Below are 18,034 nucleotides of genomic sequence, written 5' to 3' on the forward strand. Positions count from 1 at the left end.
GGTACGCGAGGGGTGCCGCGGGGGAGTGGCGTGTCGCGGTGCGGCTCCTGCGCGTGCCCGCGGTGGTCCTTCGAGCTTTGCACCGGCTTCGGGAAGCGTCCATACGTCGTACACGCACGGACCCGCGCGGGGACGCCGACGCGGCGGGGACGGGTGCCCGCCGCGTCGGCGTCGCGCGCGTGGCTACGATGGGTGAGCCGGTGGTCATAGGGGCCGCGCGGCCCACCGAACCTCGGGAAGGCCATGCTGAACAAGTACGCGCGTGCCTTTTTTACGCGTGTCCTCACACCGTTCGCCGCGTTTCTGCTCCGCCGGGGCGTCAGCCCCGACGCGGTCACGCTCATCGGCACGGCGGGAGTGATGGCCGGTGCGCTGGTCTTCTTCCCCCGGGGAGAGTTCTTCTGGGGCACGATCGTCATCACCCTCTTCGTCTTCTCCGACCTCGTCGACGGCAACATGGCCCGGCAGGCGGGGATCTCCAGCCGTTGGGGGGCGTTCCTCGACTCGACGCTCGACCGGGTCGCGGACGGCGCCATCTTCGGCGGCTTCGCGCTCTGGTACGCGGGCACGGGCGACGACAACGTGCTGTGCGCCGTCGCCATCTTCTGCCTCGCGAGCGGCCAGGTCGTCTCGTACACCAAGGCCCGTGGCGAATCGATTGGCCTGCCGGTCGCGGTGAACGGTCTCATCGAGCGCGCCGAGCGCCTCGTCATCTCGCTGGTCGCCGCCGGTCTCGCCGGACTGCACGCCTTCGGCGTGCCCGGCGTCCAGGTGCTGCTCCCGATCGCCCTGTGGATCGTGGCGGTCGGCAGCGCGGTGACCCTGGGACAGCGCGTGGTGACGGTACGACGGGAGTCGGCCGAGGCGGACGCCGCGGCCAGGGGGAGCGAGGCGACGTCGTGAGCGCACTCAAGGACAGGCTGACCGACGGGCTGTACGGCCTGGGCTGGTCGACCGTGAAGAAGCTGCCGGAGCCGGTGGCGACCGGCCTCGGCCGGCGGATCGCCGACTTCACCTGGAAGCGGCGCGGCAAGAGCGTCCTGCGGCTGGAGTCCAACCTCGCACGCGTGGTGCCGGACGCCACGCCCGAGCGCCTCGCCGAGCTGTCGAAGGCCGGCATGCGCTCGTACATGCGGTACTGGATGGAGTCCTTCCGGCTGCCGACCTGGAGCAAGGAGCGGGTCGAGAGCGACGTCGACATCAAGGGCGCCCACTACCTGCTCGAAGGGGTCGCCGCCGGGCGGGGCGTCATCATCGCGCTGCCGCACCTGGCCAACTGGGACCTCGCGGGCGTGTGGGTGACCCGCGCGCTCGGCCTGCCCTTCACGACGGTCGCGGAGCGGCTCAAGCCGGAGACCCTGTACGACCGCTTCGTCGCCTACCGCGAGTCCCTCGGCATGGAGGTCCTCCCGCACACCGGGGGCTCCGCCTTCGGGACGCTCGCGCGGCGGCTGCGGGCCGGCGGCCTGGTCTGCCTGGTCGCCGACCGCGACCTGTCGGCGTCCGGCATCGAGGTCACGTTCTTCGGCGACACGGCGCGGATGCCGGCCGGCCCGGCGATCCTCGCGCAGCAGACGGGCGCACTGCTGCTGCCGGTGACGCTCTGGTACGACGACACCGCCGTCATGCGGGGGCGGATCCACCCGCCCGTCGACGTACCGGAGTCAGGTACGCGGGCCGAGAGGACGTCTGTCACGACACAGGCGCTGGCCGACGCCTTCGCCGCCGGCATCGCGGACCACCCGGAGGACTGGCACATGCTGCAACGACTGTGGCTCGCGGACCTGGACGAACGCCCCGAGGGCCCGCAGGGCCCGGACCGGGAAGGGGAGCGGACCGCGTGAGGATCGGGATCGTCTGCCCGTACTCCTGGGACGTGCCGGGCGGCGTCCAGTTCCACATCCGCGACCTCGCCGAACACCTCATCCGGCTCGGGCACGAGGTCTCCGTCCTCGCCCCCGCCGACGACGAGACCCCGCTGCCGCCGTACGTGGTGTCGGCGGGCCGCGCCGTGGCCGTGTCGTACAACGGCTCGGTGGCGCGGCTCAGCTTCGGCTTCCTCTCCGCCGCCCGCGTACGCCGCTGGCTGCACGACGGCACCTTCGACGTCGTCCACATCCACGAGCCGACCTCGCCGTCGCTGGGGCTGCTCACCTGCTGGGCGGCGTCGGGGCCGATCGTGGCGACCTTCCACACGTCGAACCCGCGCTCGCGGGCGATGATCGCCGCGTACCCGATCCTCCAGCCCGCGCTGGAGAAGATCAGCGCCCGGATCGCGGTGAGCGAGTACGCGCGCAGGACCCTCGTCGAGCACCTCGGCGGCGACGCCGTCCTCATCCCCAACGGCGTCGACGTGGACTTCTTCGCCCGCGCCGAGCCGAAGAAGGAGTGGCAGGGCGAGACGCTCGGCTTCATCGGGCGGATCGACGAGCCGCGCAAGGGTCTGCCCGTCCTCATGCGGGCCCTGCCCAGGATCCTCACCGAGCGGCCGGGCGCCCGGCTGCTCGTCGCGGGCCGCGGCGACGAGGAGGAGGCGGTGGCCTCGCTGCCGCGCGAGATGCGCTCCCGGGTGGAGTTCCTCGGCATGGTCAGCGACGAGGACAAGGCGCGGCTGCTGCGCAGCGTCGACGTGTACGTGGCGCCCAACACCGGCGGCGAGAGCTTCGGCATCATCCTCGTCGAGGCGTTGTCGGCGGGAGCGCCGGTCCTCGCCTCCGACCTGGACGCGTTCGCGCAGGTCCTGGACCAGGGGTCGGCGGGCGAGCTCTTCGCCAACGAGGACGCGGACGCCCTCGCGGAGGCGGCGATCCGGCTCCTGGGCGACGAGACGCGGCGCGCGGAGCTGAGCGCGCGGGGCTCGTCGCACGTACGGCGCTTCGACTGGAGCACGGTCGGCGCGGACATCCTCGCCGTCTACGAGACGGTCACGGACGGCGCGGCGGCGGTGGACACGGACGAGCGGGTCGGGCTCCGCGCGAGACTGGGCCTGTAGGGACGGCGAACCTCAGGCCGAGCCGCCCCCCCGTGTGGGCAATCGTCCCGCAGGGCGGGACGGGTGGGCACACGGGACGGCGCCCTCTGCGGGCGCCTCCGCCCCCCTGTGCCGACCCGCACCACCAGCGCGGCGCAACACGGGGTGCGGGTCAGGCCCGGAAGCCTAGGCCCGGCAAGACGGCGCCGTCCCGGTAGCCTGTGCGCCCGTGACCGAAACCCTGATCTGGACCGTTGTCGCGCTGATCCTCATCGGCGTCTATCTCAGCTGGACCGCCGGACGGCTCGACCGGCTGCACTCCCGTATCGACGCCGCCCGCGCCGCCCTGGACGCCCAGCTGCTCCGCCGGGCCTCGGTCACCCAGGAGCTGGCCACCTCCGGCGTCCTCGACCCCGCCGCCTCGATCGTGCTGTACGAGGCCGCGCACGCCGCCCGGCAGGCCGAGGAGGACCACCGGGAGGTCGCCGAGAGCGAACTCAGCCAGGCGCTGCGGGCCGTCTTCGGCGAGCCCGAGCAGGTGGAGCTCGTACGGGAGGCGCCCGGCGGCCCGGAGGCCGCGGGGGAGCTGGCCCAGGCCGTGCGCCGGGTGCCGATGGCGCGCCGCTTCCACAACGACGCAGTACGGGCCGCCCGCGCCCTGCGCCGCCACCGCAAGGTGCGCTGGTTCCGGCTCGCAGGCCACGCGCCCTTCCCGCTGGCCTTCGAAATGGACGACGAGCCGCCCGTGGCCCTTGCCGATCGCCCGGCCTGAGCCCGCGTCACCTGCGAAAACGATCCACCGGGTCCACATTGGCCCTTGATGTGGACCCCATGTGGCCTGTTTCCTCATCTTGTCGTCAACCCCTGTTGTCACGAGTGAGGTATCCGTGTCCACCACGCCTTCCACCACCTTCCAGTCCCCCGAGACCGGCACCGCGCGCGTCAAGCGCGGCATGGCCGAGCAGCTCAAGGGCGGCGTGATCATGGACGTGGTCAACGCCGAGCAGGCGAAGATCGCCGAGGACGCCGGCGCCGTGGCCGTCATGGCCCTGGAGCGGGTCCCCGCGGACATCCGCAAGGACGGCGGCGTGGCCCGCATGTCCGACCCGAACATGATCGAAGAGATCATCGGCGCGGTCTCCATCCCGGTCATGGCCAAGTCCCGCATCGGCCACTTCGTCGAGGCGCAGATCCTGCAGTCCCTCGGCGTCGACTACATCGACGAGTCCGAGGTCCTGACCCCGGCCGACGAGGTCAACCACTCCGACAAGTGGGCCTTCACGACCCCCTTCGTCTGTGGCGCCACCAACCTGGGCGAGGCCCTCCGCCGCATCGCCGAGGGCGCGGCCATGATCCGCTCCAAGGGCGAGGCCGGCACCGGCAACGTCGTCGAGGCCGTCCGCCACCTGCGCCAGATCAAGAACGAGATCGCCAGGCTGCGCGGCTACGACAACAACGAGCTGTTCGCCGCCGCCAAGGAGCTGCGCGCCCCGTACGAGCTCGTCAAGGAGGTCGCCGAGCTCGGCAAGCTGCCGGTCGTGCTGTTCTCCGCCGGTGGTGTCGCCACCCCCGCCGACGCCGCGCTCATGCGCCAGCTCGGTGCCGAGGGCGTCTTCGTCGGCTCCGGCATCTTCAAGTCGGGCGACCCGGCCAAGCGCGCCGCCGCCATCGTGAAGGCCACCACGTTCTTCGACGACCCGAAGGTCATCGCGGACGCCTCCCGCAACCTGGGCGAGGCCATGGTCGGCATCAACTGCGACACCCTCCCCGAGTCCGAGCGCTACGCCAACCGGGGCTGGTAAGCACCGATGAACCCCACTCCCGTCATTGGTGTCCTGGCCCTCCAGGGCGACGTACGGGAGCACCTGATCGCCCTGGCCTCGGCTGACGCCGTGGCCAGGCCGGTCCGGCGCCCCGAGGAGCTCGCCGAGGTCGACGGCCTGGTCATCCCCGGTGGTGAGTCCACCACCATCTCCAAGCTGGCCGTGCTCTTCGGCCTCATGGAGCCGCTTCGCGAGCGCATCGCCGCGGGCATGCCGGTCTACGGCACCTGCGCAGGGCTGATCATGCTCGCCGACAAGATCCTCGACCCGCGCTCGGGCCAGGAGACCTTCGGCGGCATCGACATGATCGTCCGCCGCAACGCCTTCGGGCGGCAGAACGAGTCCTTCGAGGCCGGCGTCACCGTCACGGGCATCGAGGACGGCCCCGTCGAGGGCGTCTTCATCCGTGCCCCGTGGGTCGAATCCGTCGGCGCCCAGGTCGAGGTCCTCGCCGAGCACGGCGGCCACATCGTGGCCGTACGGCAGGGGAACGCCCTCGCCACTTCGTTCCACCCCGAGCTCACCGGGGATCACCGACTGCACGGCCTGTTCGTCGACATGGTGCGCGCCGCGCGGTGACTCGATCCCGGTAGGATCTCTGGGGTTCGTTCAGAAATGGGTTACGCGAAGGAGACAGGCAGATGTCCGGCCACTCTAAATGGGCTACGACGAAGCACAAGAAGGCCGTGATCGATGCCAAGCGCGGCAAGCTCTTCGCGAAGCTGATCAAGAACATCGAGGTCGCGGCCCGCACCGGCGGTGCCGACCTGGACGGTAACCCGACGCTGTTCGACGCCGTCCAGAAGGCCAAGAAGAGCTCGGTCCCGAACAAGAACATCGACTCGGCGATCAAGCGCGGCGGCGGCCTCGAGGCCGGCGGCGTCGACTACGCGACGATCATGTACGAGGGCTACGGCCCGAACGGTGTCGCGGTGCTCATCGAGTGCCTCACCGACAACCGCAACCGTGCCGCCTCCGACGTCCGCGTCGCCATGACCCGCAACGGCGGCTCGATGGCCGACCCGGGCTCGGTCTCGTACCTGTTCAACCGCAAGGGTGTCGTCGTGCTCCCCAAGGGTGAGCTGTCCGAGGACGACGTCCTGGAGTCGGTGCTCGAAGCCGGCGCCGAGGAGGTCAACGACCTCGGTGAGTCCTTCGAGATCATCAGCGAGGCCACCGACCTGGTCGCGGTCCGTACCGCCCTCCAGGAGGCCGGCATCGACTACGACTCCGCGGACTCCAGCTTCGTCCCGACCATGCAGGTCGAGCTCGACGAAGAGGGCGCGCGCAAGATGTTCAAGCTGATCGACGCGCTGGAGGACAGCGACGACGTGCAGAACGTCTTCGCCAACTTCGACGTCAGCGACGAGGTCATGGAGAAGGTCGACGCCTGAATGGTGTCGGATCACGCCTGATCACGGCTGTTTCCACAGCGGGCCGACGGGGACACACCCCCGTCGGCCCGCTGCGTTGTCAGTGCCAGCCGATAGCCTGCACAAACAGTTGAGCGACAGCGGTCCAGGGAGGGGCACAGTGCGCGTTCTCGGGGTGGACCCCGGGCTGACCCGGTGCGGCGTCGGCGTCGTCGAGGGCGTCGCCGGCCGGCCCCTGACCATGCTCGGGGTGGGCGTGGTCAGGACGCCGGCCGACGCGGACATCGGCGTGCGCCTCGTCGCCATCGAGCGCGGCATCGAGGAGTGGCTCGACCGCTTCTCGCCCGAACTGGTCGCCGTGGAGCGGGTGTTCAGCCAGCACAACGTGCGTACGGTGATGGGCACGGCCCAGGCCAGCGCGGTCGCCATGCTGTGCGCCTCGCGCCGCGGCATCCCCGTCGCCCTGCACACCCCGAGCGAGGTCAAGGCCGCCGTCACGGGCAGCGGGCGGGCCGACAAGGCCCAGGTCGGGGCCATGGTGACCCGGCTCCTGCGGCTCTCCGCACCGCCCAAGCCGGCCGACGCCGCCGACGCCCTCGCGCTCGCCATCTGCCACATCTGGCGGGCGCCCGCCCAGAACAGGCTCCAGCAGGCCGTCGCCCAGAACCGCCTCCAGCAGGCGATCGCCAAGCAGCAGGCGGCCGCTCCGCAGCAGGCACCCGGCCCGCAGCAGGCAACCGCTCCACACCAGACATCCGCCGTGAAAGGCCGAACCCGATGATCGCCTTCGTCAGCGGCCCGGTCGCCGCGCTCGCCCCCACCACCGCCGTGATCGAGGTCGGCGGCGTGGGCATGGCCGTCCAGTGCACGCCGAACACCCTCTCCGCCCTGAGGATCGGTCAGGAAGCCCGGCTCGCCACCTCCCTGGTCGTGCGCGAGGACTCGCTCACGCTGTACGGCTTCGCCGACGACGACGAGCGGCAGGTCTTCGAGCTGCTCCAGACCGCCAGCGGCGTCGGCCCCCGCCTCGCGCAGGCGATGCTCGGCGTGCACAGCCCCGACGCGCTGCGCGTCGCCGTCTCCACCGGCGACGAGAAGGCGCTCACCGCCGTCCCCGGCATCGGCAAGAAGGGCGCGCAGAAGCTCCTCCTCGAACTGAAGGACAAGCTCGGCGCCCCCCTCGGCAGCAGCGGCCTGGTCGGCGCCCAGCGCGCCGCGGCCTCCGGACCCGCGCCCTGGACCGAGCAGCTGTCCGCCGCGCTGATCGGGCTCGGCTACGCGAGCCGCGAGGCCGAGGAAGCCGTCAGCGCCGTCACCCCGCAGGCCGAAGCCGCCCTCGCCGAGACCGGCGCCGCGCCCGTACCGCAGCTGCTCCGCGCCGCCCTGCAGACCCTCAACCGCGCCCGCTGACCTCCCCGCCCGGCCCCGGCGGGCCGGGCGCCACCCGACCGTACGAACGAGAAGGCATCCACCGTGAACTGGGACGACGACATCACCGCCGAGGCAGCCGAGGCCGAGGCGCGGATCGTCGGCGCCGCCGCTGAGGGGGACGACCAGGCCGTCGAGGCGGCCCTGCGCCCGAAGGACCTCAGCGAGTTCGTCGGCCAGGAGAAGGTCCGCCAGCAGCTCGACCTGGTCCTCAAGGCGGCCCGCCAGCGCGGCGCCACCGCCGACCACGTGCTGCTCTCCGGCGCCCCCGGCCTCGGCAAGACCACCCTTTCGATGATCATCGCCGCCGAGATGAACGCGCCGATCCGCATCACCTCCGGCCCCGCCATCCAGCACGCCGGCGACCTCGCCGCGATCCTCTCCTCCCTCCAGGAGGGCGAGATCCTCTTCCTCGACGAGATCCACCGGATGTCCCGGCCCGCCGAGGAGATGCTGTACATGGCGATGGAGGACTTCCGCGTCGACGTCATCGTCGGCAAGGGCCCCGGCGCCACCGCCATCCCCTTGGAGCTCCCGCCCTTCACGCTGGTCGGCGCCACCACCCGGGCCGGACTCCTGCCGCCCCCGCTGCGCGACCGCTTCGGCTTCACCGCCCACATGGAGTTCTACGACCCGGGCGAGCTCCAGCGCGTGATCCACCGCTCCGCCGGCCTCCTCGACGTCGAGATCGACGCCGCCGGTGCCGCCGAGATCGCCGGCCGCTCCCGCGGCACTCCCCGCATCGCCAACCGCCTCCTGCGCCGGGTCCGCGACTACGCGCAGGTCAGGGCCGACGGAGTGATCACCCGCGACATCTCCGAGGCCGCCCTCCGGGTGTACGAGGTGGACAGCCGGGGCCTCGACCGCCTCGACCGCGCGGTCCTGGAGGCGCTGCTCAAGCTGTTCGGCGGCGGCCCGGTCGGCCTGTCCACCCTCGCGGTCGCCGTGGGGGAGGAGCGCGAGACCGTCGAGGAGGTCGCGGAACCCTTCCTCGTACGCGAAGGCCTGCTGGCCCGCACGCCCCGTGGTCGGGTCGCCACTCCCGCGGCATGGGCCCATCTCGGACTCGTTCCGCCGCAGGCAGCGGGCCCGGGGACGTCCGGAAGCGGACAACAGGGGCTCTTCGGGGCGTGACGGTGGCGACACTCGCCTGGACCGGAACCGGGGTGCGATGCTGGACGTTGTTCCATCGATGCGGACTCGCCTAGACTCCGCCGATGCCGCCCTTTCTGGTCGGCGCGCCCACCCCCGAAGATCAGGCCGCGGGTTCTCCGCGACCGTGCGAAGGAAACCCGTCCCGTGAGCATCGTGACCCTCCTCCCCTTCATCGTCCTCATCGGGGCCATGTTCCTGATGACCCGCTCTGCGAAGAAGAAGCAGCAGGCGGCCGCGCAGATGCGCAATGAGATGCAGCCCGGCACCGGTGTGCGGACGATCGGGGGGATGTACGCCACCGTCAAGGAGATCGGCGACGAGACCGTCCTCCTCGAGGTCGCGCCCGGCGTCCACGCCGTCTACGCCAAGAACTCGATCGGCGCGGTCCTCGAGGACTCCGAGTACAACCGCATCGTCCACGGCGACGACCCGGAGTCGGACACCGACGCCGTCGTCCCCGACGACGCCTCCTCGCTCACCGAGACCGCCGAGGCCTCGGAGAAGGACGCGGTCAAGGACGCGGAGACCGCCGAGTCCGAGGACGCGGCGCCGAAGGCCGACCTGACGAAGAAGGCGGACGCGGCCGAGGCCGGGACCGAGGGGCAGAAGGACGGCAAGGCCGACGGCGAGACCGACGCGAAGTAGTCGCGGCCGGGGACCCCGCGCACGCCCACCGGCGTGCGCGGTCTCCGGAACGGTTGCACGTCTGCGGGGGCAGGTCCCCACACACACTTCGTGGCCGTCTCACGCATACCCGGCGCGAGACGGTTGGACAGGGAGATACGACAGGTGGCAGCACCGAAGAAGGGCCGAGGGGCGGCGGGGGGACAGAGCCGTCCGGGCCGCGCCCTGGCATTCATCCTGATCGCCATGGTCGCGCTCACCGGCGGAATGTTCTGGTCGGGGCACACCACCCCGCGCCTCGGCATCGACCTCGCCGGCGGAACGTCGATCACGCTCAAGGCGAAGGCCGAGCCCGGCCAGGAGTCGGCGGTCAACGAGACCAACATGAACACCGCGGTCGGCATCATCGAGCGCCGTGTCAACGGTCTGGGTGTCTCCGAGGCAGAGGTCCAGACCCAGGGCCGCGAGAACATCATCGTCAACATCCCCCGGGGTACGAACGAGAAGCAGGCCCGCGAGCAGGTCGGCACCACCGCCCAGCTCTACTTCCGGCCCGTTCTCACCGTCGCCGACGGCGCGCCCCCGGCGGCGCCGAGCGCCACCCCCTCGGGCTCCGCCTCGGGAACTCCCTCGGCCAAGCCGTCCGCCTCCGCCTCCGGCGCGAGCGTCGGCGAGAAGTCGGCCACCCCGACGGCCACCGCCACCACGCAGGGCCGCGCGGTCAGCGAGGCCCTCAAGGCCCCGAGCCCGACGCCCACCGCGAGCTCCTCGACCTCCGCGAAGCCGAAGGCCACCGGGACCCCGCAGGCGACCCCTTCCGCCGACGCCGCCACCGTGGCGCTGCAGCAGAAGTTCGCCACCCTGAACTGCCTCGACCCCAAGCAGCGCACCGCTGCCGGCCAGGGCGTCAAGCCGACCGAGCCCACCGTGGCCTGCGGCGAGGACGCCCCGGGCGTGTGGGCGAAGTACCTCCTCGGCCCGGCCGAGGTCGAGGGCCGTGACGTCGACGACGCCAAGGGCCAGTTCGACCAGCAGCGCGGTATGTGGATCGTCACCATGGACTTCACGGGCGAGGGCTCGAAGAAGTTCCAGTCGATCACCGGCAAGCTCTCGCAGCAGGCCGACCCGGCGAACCGGTTCGCGATCGTCCTGGACGGCGAGGTCGTCTCGGCGCCCTCGGTGCGCCAGACGCTCAGCGCCAGCGCGGAGATCTCCGGCAACTTCAACCAGCAGTCCGCCCAGGACCTCGGCAACATCCTGTCCTACGGCGCCCTGCCGCTGACCTTCGAGACCCAGAGCGTCGACACCGTCACCGCCGCGCTCGGTGGTGACCAGCTGGAAGCCGGCCTCATCGCCGGTGCCATCGGTCTCGCCCTGGTCATCATCTACCTGGTCGCCTACTACCGGGGCCTGTCGCTGGTCGCCATCCTCAGCCTCGGTGTCTCGGCGCTCCTCACCTACGTGATCATGGCCCTGCTCGGCCCGGCCATCGGCTTCGCGCTGAACCTGCCGGCCGTCTGCGGCGCCATCGTCGCCATCGGTATCACCGCGGACTCGTTCATCGTCTACTTCGAGCGAATCCGCGACGAGCTCCGCGAGGGCCGCACGCTCCGCCCGGCCGTCGAGCGCGCCTGGCCGCGTGCCCGCCGCACCATCATGGTCTCCGACTTCGTGTCGTTCCTGGCCGCGGCCGTGCTCTTCATCGTCACCGTCGGCAAGGTCCAGGGCTTCGCGTTCACGCTCGGCCTCACCACCCTGCTCGACATCGTCGTGGTCTTCCTCTTCACCAAGCCGATCATGACGATGCTCGCGAAGACCAAGTTCTTCGGCAACGGTCACCCGTGGTCGGGTCTCGACCCGAAGCGTCTCGGTGCCAAGCCGCCGCTGCGCCGCTCCCGCCGTGCCACTGCCCCTGCCGCTGCCGACCCGAAGGAGGCGTGAGATGTCGAAGCTCGGCGATCTCGGCGCCCGGCTCCACCGCGGTGAGGTCGGTTACGACTTCATCGGCAACCGCAAGATCTGGTATGGCCTGTCCATCCTGATCACCATCACCGCCATCGTCGCCCTGGCCGTCCGCGGCCTCAACATGGGCATCGAGTTCCAGGGCGGCGCGGTCTTCACCACCCCGAAGAGCGAGGTCTCCGTCAGCCAGGCGCAGGAGTACGCGGAAGAGGCCTCGGGCCACGACGCGATCGTCCAGCAGCTCGGCAACGGCTCCCTCCGCATCCAGGTCGGCGGCCTCGACACGGCCCAGTCCGACCAGGTCCGCGAGGAGCTCGCCAAGGACCTGAACGTCCCCGAGGACAAGATCGCGGCGGAGCTCGTCGGCCCCAGCTGGGGCGAGCAGATCGCCACCAAGGCCTGGACGGGTCTGGGGATCTTCATGATCCTCGTGGTGATCTATCTGGCGATCGCCTTCGAGTGGAGAATGGCGGTCGCGGCACTCATCGCCCTCATCCACGACCTCACGATCACCGTGGGCATCTACTCACTGGTCGGCTTCGAGGTCACCGTCGGTACCGTCATCGGTCTGCTGACGATCCTCGGCTACTCGCTGTACGACACGGTCGTCGTCTTCGACTCCCTCAAGGAACAGACGAAGGACATCACGAAGCAGACCCGCTTCACCTACAGCGAGCTCGCCAACCGCTCGATCAACGGCACCCTGGTCCGTTCGATCAACACCACCGTGGTCGCGCTGCTGCCCGTCGCCGGCCTGCTCTTCATCGGTGGCGGCGTCCTCGGCGCCGGCATGCTGAACGACATCTCGCTGTCGCTGTTCGTGGGTCTCGCCGCCGGCGCGTACTCCTCGATCTTCATCGCCACCCCGCTCGTCGCCGACCTCAAGGAGCGCGAGCCGGCGATCAAGGCGCTCAAGAAGCGCATCATGGTCAAGCGGGCCTCCGCCGCCGCCAAGGGCGAGCCGCTGGACGCCGCGGACGACCTGCCCGGCGAGGCCGCGGTCGTGGGCCCGCGCCCGAGCCGTCACGGCGCTCAGGAGCACCGCGCATGACGACCACAGGAACGCAGGACGTCACCGGGCTGCTGCTCAGCCGCATCCGCGACGTCCCCGACTACCCGAAGCCGGGCGTGCTGTTCAAGGACATCACGCCGCTGCTCGCCGACCCGGAGGCCTTCACGGCCCTCACCGACGCCCTCGCCGCACTGTGCACCGCGCACGGCGCGACGAAGATCGTCGGCCTGGAGGCCCGCGGCTTCATCCTGGCCGCCCCGGTGGCCATCCGCGCGGGCCTGGGCTTCATCCCGGTCCGCAAGGCCGGCAAGCTCCCCGGTGCCACGCTCCGCCAGGCCTACGAGCTGGAGTACGGCACCGCCGAGATCGAGGTGCACGCCGAGGACCTCGCCGCGGGCGACCGCGTCATGGTCATCGACGACGTCCTCGCCACCGGCGGAACGGCCGAGGCCTCGATCGAGCTCGTCCGCCGTGCCGGCGCCGAGGTCGCGGGCGTCGCCGTCCTCATGGAACTCGGCTTCCTCCCGGGCCGCGCCCGTCTGGAACCGGCCCTGAACGGCGCCCCGCTCACGGCGCTGATCACGGTCTGACCCCAGGGTCCGACAGCACGGCCCACAGCAAGGCCCACAGGGGCGCTCCGGGGAATCCCCGGGGCGCCCCCGCTGTTTTCCCGGTATGTCCCCGTACGGGGCCCGAATGGCGCGCTTCCCCGGCGCCCGTGCCGTCCGCGCCCCGGGCGCGTGAGCAGGGCGGGTCGTGGCTCGATACCATGGCATCTCCGGGCCTGACCGGGGGACCCGGAACCGCACGAGGAGCGCTCTTGCCAGACGAGGCCCAGTCACTCTCCGCCGCGCAGCCCGACCCGAAGGCCGAAAAGGCCGCGCCGGGGACCGGCACGCCCCAGGACAAGCCCGCGGAGACCGGGCCCGCGCCCGAGACGCCCGCCCCGGCGCCCACTCCGGCTCCCGCCGCCCGGCCCACCCCGGCCGCGCCCGCCCGCTCGGGCGGCTCGTCCAACCGCGTCCGCGCCCGCCTCGCCCGCCTCGGCGTCCAGCGTTCCTCCCCGTACAACCCGGTCCTCGAACCGCTGCTGCGGATCGTCCGCTCCAACGACCCCAAGATCGAGACGGCGACCCTCCGCCAGATCGAGCGCGCCTACCAGGTCGCCGAGCGCTGGCACCGGGGCCAGAAGCGCAAGAGCGGCGACCCGTACATCACGCACCCGCTCGCCGTCACGACGATCCTCGCCGAGCTCGGCATGGACCCGGCGACGCTGATGGCCGGTCTCCTGCACGACACCGTCGAGGACACCGAGTACGGCCTCGACACCCTCCGCCGCGACTTCGGCGACCAGGTCGCCCTGCTCGTCGACGGCGTCACCAAGCTCGACAAGGTCAAGTTCGGCGAGGCCGCGCAGGCCGAGACCGTCCGCAAGATGGTCGTCGCCATGGCCAAGGACCCGCGCGTCCTGGTCATCAAGCTCGCCGACCGCCTGCACAACATGCGCACCATGCGCTACCTCAAGCGGGAGAAGCAGGAGAAGAAGGCCCGCGAGACCCTCGAGATCTACGCGCCCCTGGCCCACCGCCTGGGCATGAACACCATCAAGTGGGAGCTGGAGGACCTCGCCTTCGCGATCCTCTACCCCAAGATGTACGACGAGATCGTCCGGCTCGTCGCCGAGCGCGCCCCCAAGCGGGACGAGTACCTCGCCATAGTGACCGACGAGGTCCAGACCGACCTGCGCGCCGCCCGTATCAAGGCCACCGTCACCGGCCGCCCGAAGCACTACTACAGCGTCTACCAGAAGATGATCGTCCGCGGCCGTGACTTCGCGGAGATCTACGACCTGGTCGGCATCCGCGTCCTCGTGGACACCGTCCGCGACTGCTACGCGGCGCTCGGCACCGTCCACGCGCGATGGAACCCGGTCCCCGGCCGGTTCAAGGACTACATCGCGATGCCGAAGTTCAACATGTACCAGTCGCTGCACACGACGGTCATCGGACCCAACGGCAAGCCCGTCGAGCTCCAGATCCGCACCTTCGACATGCACCGGCGCGCCGAGTACGGCATCGCCGCGCACTGGAAGTACAAGCAGGATCCCTCCGCCGGCGCCTCCAAGGTGCGCACCGACGTGCCGAAGAAGGCCGGCAAGGACGACCACCTCAACGACATGGCGTGGCTGCGCCAGCTCCTCGACTGGCAGAAGGAGACCGAGGACCCCAGCGAGTTCCTGGAGTCCCTCCGCTTCGACCTCTCGCGCAACGAGGTCTTCGTCTTCACGCCCAAGGGCGACGTCATCGCGCTGCCCGCCGGCGCGACCCCCGTCGACTTCTCGTACGCGGTCCACACGGAGGTCGGCCACCGCACGATAGGAGCACGGGTCAACGGGCGGCTCGTCCCGCTCGAATCGACCCTCGACAACGGCGACCTGGTCGAGGTCTTCACCTCCAAGGCCGCCGGCGCCGGCCCCTCCCGCGACTGGCTCGGCTTCGTCAAGTCCCCGCGCGCCCGCAACAAGATCCGCGCCTGGTTCTCCAAGGAGCGCCGCGACGAGGCCATCGAGCAGGGCAAGGACGCCATCGCGCGGGCCATGCGCAAGCAGAATCTGCCGATCCAGCGGATCCTCACCGGCGACTCGCTCGTCACCCTCGCGCACGAGATGCGCTACAGCGACATCTCCTCGCTGTACGCGGCGATCGGCGAGGGCCACGTCACCGCCCAGTCGATCGTCCAGAAGCTGGTCCAGGCGCTGGGCGGCGAAGAAGCGGCCACCGAGGACATCGACGAGGCCGCCCCGCCGACCCGCGGCCGCTCCAAGCGCCGCTCCAGCGCCGACCCGGGCGTCGTCGTCAAGGGCGTCGAGGACGTCTGGGTGAAGCTGGCGCGCTGCTGTACGCCCGTCCCCGGCGACCCGATCATCGGGTTCGTCACCCGGGGCAGTGGCGTATCGGTTCACCGCAGCGACTGCGTGAACGTGGAGTCGCTCTCCCGCGAGCCGGAGCGCATCCTCGAGGTCGAGTGGGCGCCCACCCAGTCCTCGGTCTTCCTGGTCGCCATCCAGGTCGAGGCCCTGGACCGCTCCCGGCTCCTCTCGGACGTCACCCGGGTCCTCTCGGACCAGCACGTCAACATCCTCTCGGCGGCCGTCCAGACGTCCCGCGACCGGGTGGCCACCTCGCGCTTCACCTTCGAGATGGGCGACCCCAAGCACCTGGGGCACGTCCTGAAGGCTGTCCGGGGCGTGGAGGGCGTCTACGACGTCTACCGCGTGACCTCGGCACGCAGGCCGTAGAGACGCCCATGAGGAAGGCCCCCGGCGTGATGCCGGGGGGCCTTCCTCGTACGGTCACGGCTTCCGCGTCAGCCGCCGAACTCCTCCAGGCCCTTCATGGCCTGGTCGAGCAGGGCCTGACGGCCCTCCAGCTCACGGGCGAGCTTGTCGGCCTTCGCGTCGTTCCCGGCGGCGCGGGCCGCGTCGATCTGCTTGCGCAGCTTCTCGACGGCGTCCTGGAGCTGACCGGTCAGACCCGCGGCACGCGCGCGTGCCTCCGGGTTCGTCCGGCGCCACTCGGCCTCCTCGGTCTCCTGGAGCGCCCGCTCCACCGTGTGCATCCGGGCCTCGACCTTCGGCCTGGCGTCACGCGGCACGTGGCCGATGGCCTCCCAGCGCTCGTTGAGGGAGCGGAAGGCCGCGCGGGCCGCCTTCAGGTCCGTCACCGGCAGCAGCTTCTCGGCCTCGGTCGCGAGCTCCTCCTTGAGCTTGAGGTTCTCGGTCTGCTCCGCGTCCCGCTCGGCGAAGACCTCGCCGCGCGCCGCGAAGAAGACGTCCTGGGCGCCGCGGAAGCGGTTCCACAGGTCGTCCTCGTGCTCGCGCTGCGCCCGGCCGGCGGCCTTCCACTCCGTCATCAGCTCGCGGTAGCGGGCCGCCGTGTTCCCCCAGTCGGTGGAGCCGGACAGCGACTCCGCCTCGGCGACCAGACGCTCCTTCGCCTTGCGGGCGTCCTCGCGCTGGGCGTCCAGGGAGGCGAAGTGGGCCTTGCGACGCTTCGAGAACGCCGAGCGGGCGTGCGAGAAGCGGTGCCACAGCTCGTCGTCGGACTTGCGGTCCAGCCGGGGGAGACCCTTCCAGGTGTCCACGAGCGCGCGGAGCCGCTCGCCCGCGGAACGCCACTGCTCGCTCTGGGCCAGCTCCTCGGCCTCGGTGACGAGGGCCTCCTTGGCGACCCGCGCCTCGTCGGTCTGCTTGGCCTTCTGGGCCTTGCGCTCCTCGCGGCGCGAGTCGACCGACGCGACGAGCTTGTCCAGCCGGACGCCGAGCGCCGCCAGGTCGCCGACGGCGTGGTGCTCGTCGATCTGCTGGCGGATGTGCTCGATCGCCGTGGTGGCGTCCTTCGCCGAGAGGTCGGTGGTCCTCACACGCTTCTCGAGGAGGCCGATCTCGACCACCAAGCCCTCGTACTTGCGCTCGAAGTAGGCCAGGGCCTCCTCAGGGGTGCCGGCCTGCCACGATCCGACGACCTTCTCACCCTCGGCCGTCCGCACGTACACGGTGCCCGTCTCGTCGACGCGGCCCCACGGGTCGCTGCTCACAGCGCCTCCTCACCATGATGCCGTCGCGGGGTCGTACCCCCCGGGCATCGTCCACAGTTTCCCGGCGGGCCTCGCCCGCCTTCCGCGGCGCGGCCGACAGGCCCACGCTGCACAACGCCAATCTAGGCGAACGGCGGCCCGGCTGTCCGCACTCAGCGCGACCGAAATTCCACGGTCACGCACGTGTGCGGACGCCCGGCTCACTTCTTCGCGACGGTGGCCTTCTCGATGGTGACGGGCTTCTTCGGGGCGCCGTCCGAGGCACCGTCCACGCCACCGGCCGCGGCCACGTCCTCGACCGCCTTGAGACCGGCCGCGTCCATCTTCCCGAAGGGGGTGTACTGCGGCGGCAGCTTGCTGTCCTTGTAGACGAGGAAGAACTGCGAACCGCCCGTGCCGGGCTGCCCGGTGTTGGCCATGGCGACCGTGCCGGCCGGGTAGGTCACCTTGCCGTCCGCGCCCGCCTTGCCCAGGGCGTCCAGGTTCTCGTCCGGGATGTTGTAGCCCGGGCCGCCGGTGCCCTCGCCCGTCGGGTCGCCGCACTGGAGCACGTAGATGCCGTCGGTCGTCAGGCGGTGGCATTTGCTCCCGTCGAAGTACTTCTTCGCGGCGAGGTGGTGGAAGGAGTTCACCGTGCGCGGGGTCTTCGCCGCGTCCATCGCGATCGCGATGTCGCCCTCGTTGGTCGCGAGGGACATGGTGTACGTGCCCTTGGCGTCCACGGCCATCTTCGGCTCGGGGGCCTTCGACTCGCTCTGCGTGGGCTCCGGGGTCGGCGTGGTGGGCGAGTCGCCCGAGGCGGCGTCCGAGCCCTTCGAGTCGCCCGTCAGCGCCACCGAGGCGTACACGGCACCGCCTGCCGCCAGCACCACGGCCAGGGAGGCCGCGATGACGGTATTGCGCCGCTTCGCCTTGCGCCGCTTCTCCTCCCGCCGCTGCTGCTGCCGCACGTACTTCTCCCTGGCAAGCTGCCGCCGCCGCTGATCGCTCGTGACCACCGGTTTCGCTCCCGTCGCTCGTCTGTTCCTGTCCTGGCCGGATGTGCCCGTACCGTATACGGGTTGGCTGTGGAACCGGCAGCGCCGGTAGG

17 protein-coding genes are annotated in these 18,034 nt (G+C 71.1%); 15 read left to right on the plus strand and 2 right to left on the minus strand.

Going from position 1 to position 18,034, the window contains the following annotated elements; genetic code table 11:
- Positions 1 to 243: 243 nt before the first annotated feature.
- From pgsA to ACIBG6_RS33645, 15 genes are all read left to right on the plus strand, one after another.
- On the plus strand, positions 244 to 903 hold the full coding sequence (gene pgsA / locus ACIBG6_RS33575; RefSeq protein WP_317593807.1) for a phosphatidylinositol phosphate synthase: 660 nt from the start codon (positions 244 to 246) through the stop codon (positions 901 to 903).
- A complete protein-coding gene (locus ACIBG6_RS33580) occupies positions 900 to 1,844 on the plus strand; it encodes a phosphatidylinositol mannoside acyltransferase (RefSeq protein WP_399226489.1) in 945 nt (314 codons plus the stop codon). The genes pgsA and ACIBG6_RS33580 overlap by 4 nt, the downstream gene beginning before the upstream one ends.
- On the plus strand, positions 1,841 to 2,992 hold the full coding sequence (locus ACIBG6_RS33585) for a glycosyltransferase family 4 protein (protein WP_399226490.1): 1,152 nt from the start codon (positions 1,841 to 1,843) through the stop codon (positions 2,990 to 2,992). The genes ACIBG6_RS33580 and ACIBG6_RS33585 overlap by 4 nt, the downstream gene beginning before the upstream one ends.
- Positions 2,993 to 3,200: 208 nt before the next feature.
- Positions 3,201 to 3,743: a hypothetical protein gene (locus ACIBG6_RS33590; RefSeq protein ID WP_024758567.1), complete on the plus strand. Its 543-nt coding sequence runs from the start codon at positions 3,201 to 3,203 to the stop codon at positions 3,741 to 3,743.
- A 115-nt stretch (positions 3,744 to 3,858) separates the two neighbouring features.
- On the plus strand, positions 3,859 to 4,773 hold the full coding sequence (gene pdxS, locus ACIBG6_RS33595) for a pyridoxal 5'-phosphate synthase lyase subunit PdxS (protein WP_317593804.1): 915 nt from the start codon (positions 3,859 to 3,861) through the stop codon (positions 4,771 to 4,773).
- Positions 4,774 to 4,779: 6 nt separating this feature from the next.
- Entirely contained in the window at positions 4,780 to 5,373 is a 594-nt protein-coding gene (pdxT, locus tag ACIBG6_RS33600; RefSeq protein WP_399226491.1) for a pyridoxal 5'-phosphate synthase glutaminase subunit PdxT, read from the plus strand.
- Positions 5,374 to 5,435: 62 nt separating this feature from the next.
- Positions 5,436 to 6,188, plus strand: a complete 753-nt coding sequence (locus ACIBG6_RS33605; RefSeq protein ID WP_317593802.1) for a YebC/PmpR family DNA-binding transcriptional regulator — start codon at positions 5,436 to 5,438, stop codon at positions 6,186 to 6,188.
- A gap of 139 nt (positions 6,189 to 6,327) precedes the next feature.
- Positions 6,328 to 6,948, plus strand: a complete 621-nt coding sequence (gene ruvC / locus ACIBG6_RS33610) for a crossover junction endodeoxyribonuclease RuvC (protein ID WP_399226492.1) — start codon at positions 6,328 to 6,330, stop codon at positions 6,946 to 6,948.
- On the plus strand, positions 6,945 to 7,577 hold the full coding sequence (ruvA, locus tag ACIBG6_RS33615; RefSeq protein WP_399226493.1) for a Holliday junction branch migration protein RuvA: 633 nt from the start codon (positions 6,945 to 6,947) through the stop codon (positions 7,575 to 7,577). The genes ruvC and ruvA overlap by 4 nt, the downstream gene beginning before the upstream one ends.
- A 63-nt stretch (positions 7,578 to 7,640) precedes the next feature.
- Positions 7,641 to 8,729: a Holliday junction branch migration DNA helicase RuvB gene (gene ruvB / locus ACIBG6_RS33620; protein ID WP_399226494.1), complete on the plus strand. Its 1,089-nt coding sequence runs from the start codon at positions 7,641 to 7,643 to the stop codon at positions 8,727 to 8,729.
- Positions 8,730 to 8,894: 165 nt separating this feature from the next.
- The gene (gene yajC, locus ACIBG6_RS33625; protein WP_399226495.1) at positions 8,895 to 9,395 is read left to right on the plus strand and encodes a preprotein translocase subunit YajC; all 501 of its coding nucleotides are present in this window, start codon (positions 8,895 to 8,897) and stop codon (positions 9,393 to 9,395) included.
- 144 nt (positions 9,396 to 9,539) lie between these two features.
- On the plus strand, positions 9,540 to 11,315 hold the full coding sequence (gene secD, locus ACIBG6_RS33630) for a protein translocase subunit SecD (protein ID WP_399226496.1): 1,776 nt from the start codon (positions 9,540 to 9,542) through the stop codon (positions 11,313 to 11,315).
- A gap of 1 nt (position 11,316) precedes the next feature.
- Positions 11,317 to 12,387 carry a protein translocase subunit SecF gene (gene secF, locus ACIBG6_RS33635; RefSeq protein ID WP_399226497.1) on the plus strand — a complete coding sequence of 357 codons (1,071 nt, stop codon included), beginning with the start codon at positions 11,317 to 11,319 and terminating at the stop codon, positions 12,385 to 12,387.
- Positions 12,384 to 12,938 carry an adenine phosphoribosyltransferase gene (locus tag ACIBG6_RS33640; protein WP_399226498.1) on the plus strand — a complete coding sequence of 185 codons (555 nt, stop codon included), beginning with the start codon at positions 12,384 to 12,386 and terminating at the stop codon, positions 12,936 to 12,938. The genes secF and ACIBG6_RS33640 overlap by 4 nt, the downstream gene beginning before the upstream one ends.
- A gap of 230 nt (positions 12,939 to 13,168) precedes the next feature.
- On the plus strand, positions 13,169 to 15,646 hold the full coding sequence (locus ACIBG6_RS33645) for a RelA/SpoT family protein (RefSeq protein ID WP_399226499.1): 2,478 nt from the start codon (positions 13,169 to 13,171) through the stop codon (positions 15,644 to 15,646).
- A 68-nt stretch (positions 15,647 to 15,714) separates the two neighbouring features.
- On the opposite strand, the gene ACIBG6_RS33650 is transcribed toward ACIBG6_RS33645, so the two are convergent.
- Both ACIBG6_RS33650 and ACIBG6_RS33655 read right to left on the minus strand, forming a co-directional pair.
- Positions 15,715 to 16,944, minus strand: coding sequence for a DUF349 domain-containing protein (locus ACIBG6_RS33650; protein WP_399226500.1), 1,230 nt, complete (start codon positions 16,942 to 16,944; stop codon positions 15,715 to 15,717).
- Positions 16,945 to 17,144: 200 nt separating this feature from the next.
- Positions 17,145 to 17,942 (minus strand): peptidylprolyl isomerase, encoded by a 798-nt coding sequence (locus ACIBG6_RS33655; RefSeq protein WP_399226501.1) that lies wholly within the window; start codon positions 17,940 to 17,942, stop codon positions 17,145 to 17,147.
- Positions 17,943 to 18,034 lie beyond the last annotated feature (92 nt).

Origin of the sequence: Streptomyces sp. NPDC050842, from assembly GCF_044456565.1 — a bacterium.
Taxonomy (GTDB): Bacteria; Actinomycetota; Actinomycetes; order Streptomycetales; family Streptomycetaceae; genus Streptomyces.

What these genes read in the sequence shown, in the direction of transcription:
- ACIBG6_RS33605 (WP_317593802.1), top strand. Translation starts at nt 5,436, where the DNA reads ATGTCCGGCCACTCTAAATGGGCTACGACGAAGCACAAGAAGGCCGTG.
- secF (WP_399226497.1), top strand. Translation starts at nt 11,317, where the DNA reads ATGTCGAAGCTCGGCGATCTCGGCGCCCGGCTCCACCGCGGTGAGGTC.
- pdxT (WP_399226491.1), top strand. Translation starts at nt 4,780, where the DNA reads ATGAACCCCACTCCCGTCATTGGTGTCCTGGCCCTCCAGGGCGACGTA.
- ACIBG6_RS33640 (WP_399226498.1), top strand. Translation starts at nt 12,384, where the DNA reads ATGACGACCACAGGAACGCAGGACGTCACCGGGCTGCTGCTCAGCCGC.
- ruvA (WP_399226493.1), top strand. Translation starts at nt 6,945, where the DNA reads ATGATCGCCTTCGTCAGCGGCCCGGTCGCCGCGCTCGCCCCCACCACC.
- pgsA (WP_317593807.1), top strand. Translation starts at nt 244, where the DNA reads ATGCTGAACAAGTACGCGCGTGCCTTTTTTACGCGTGTCCTCACACCG.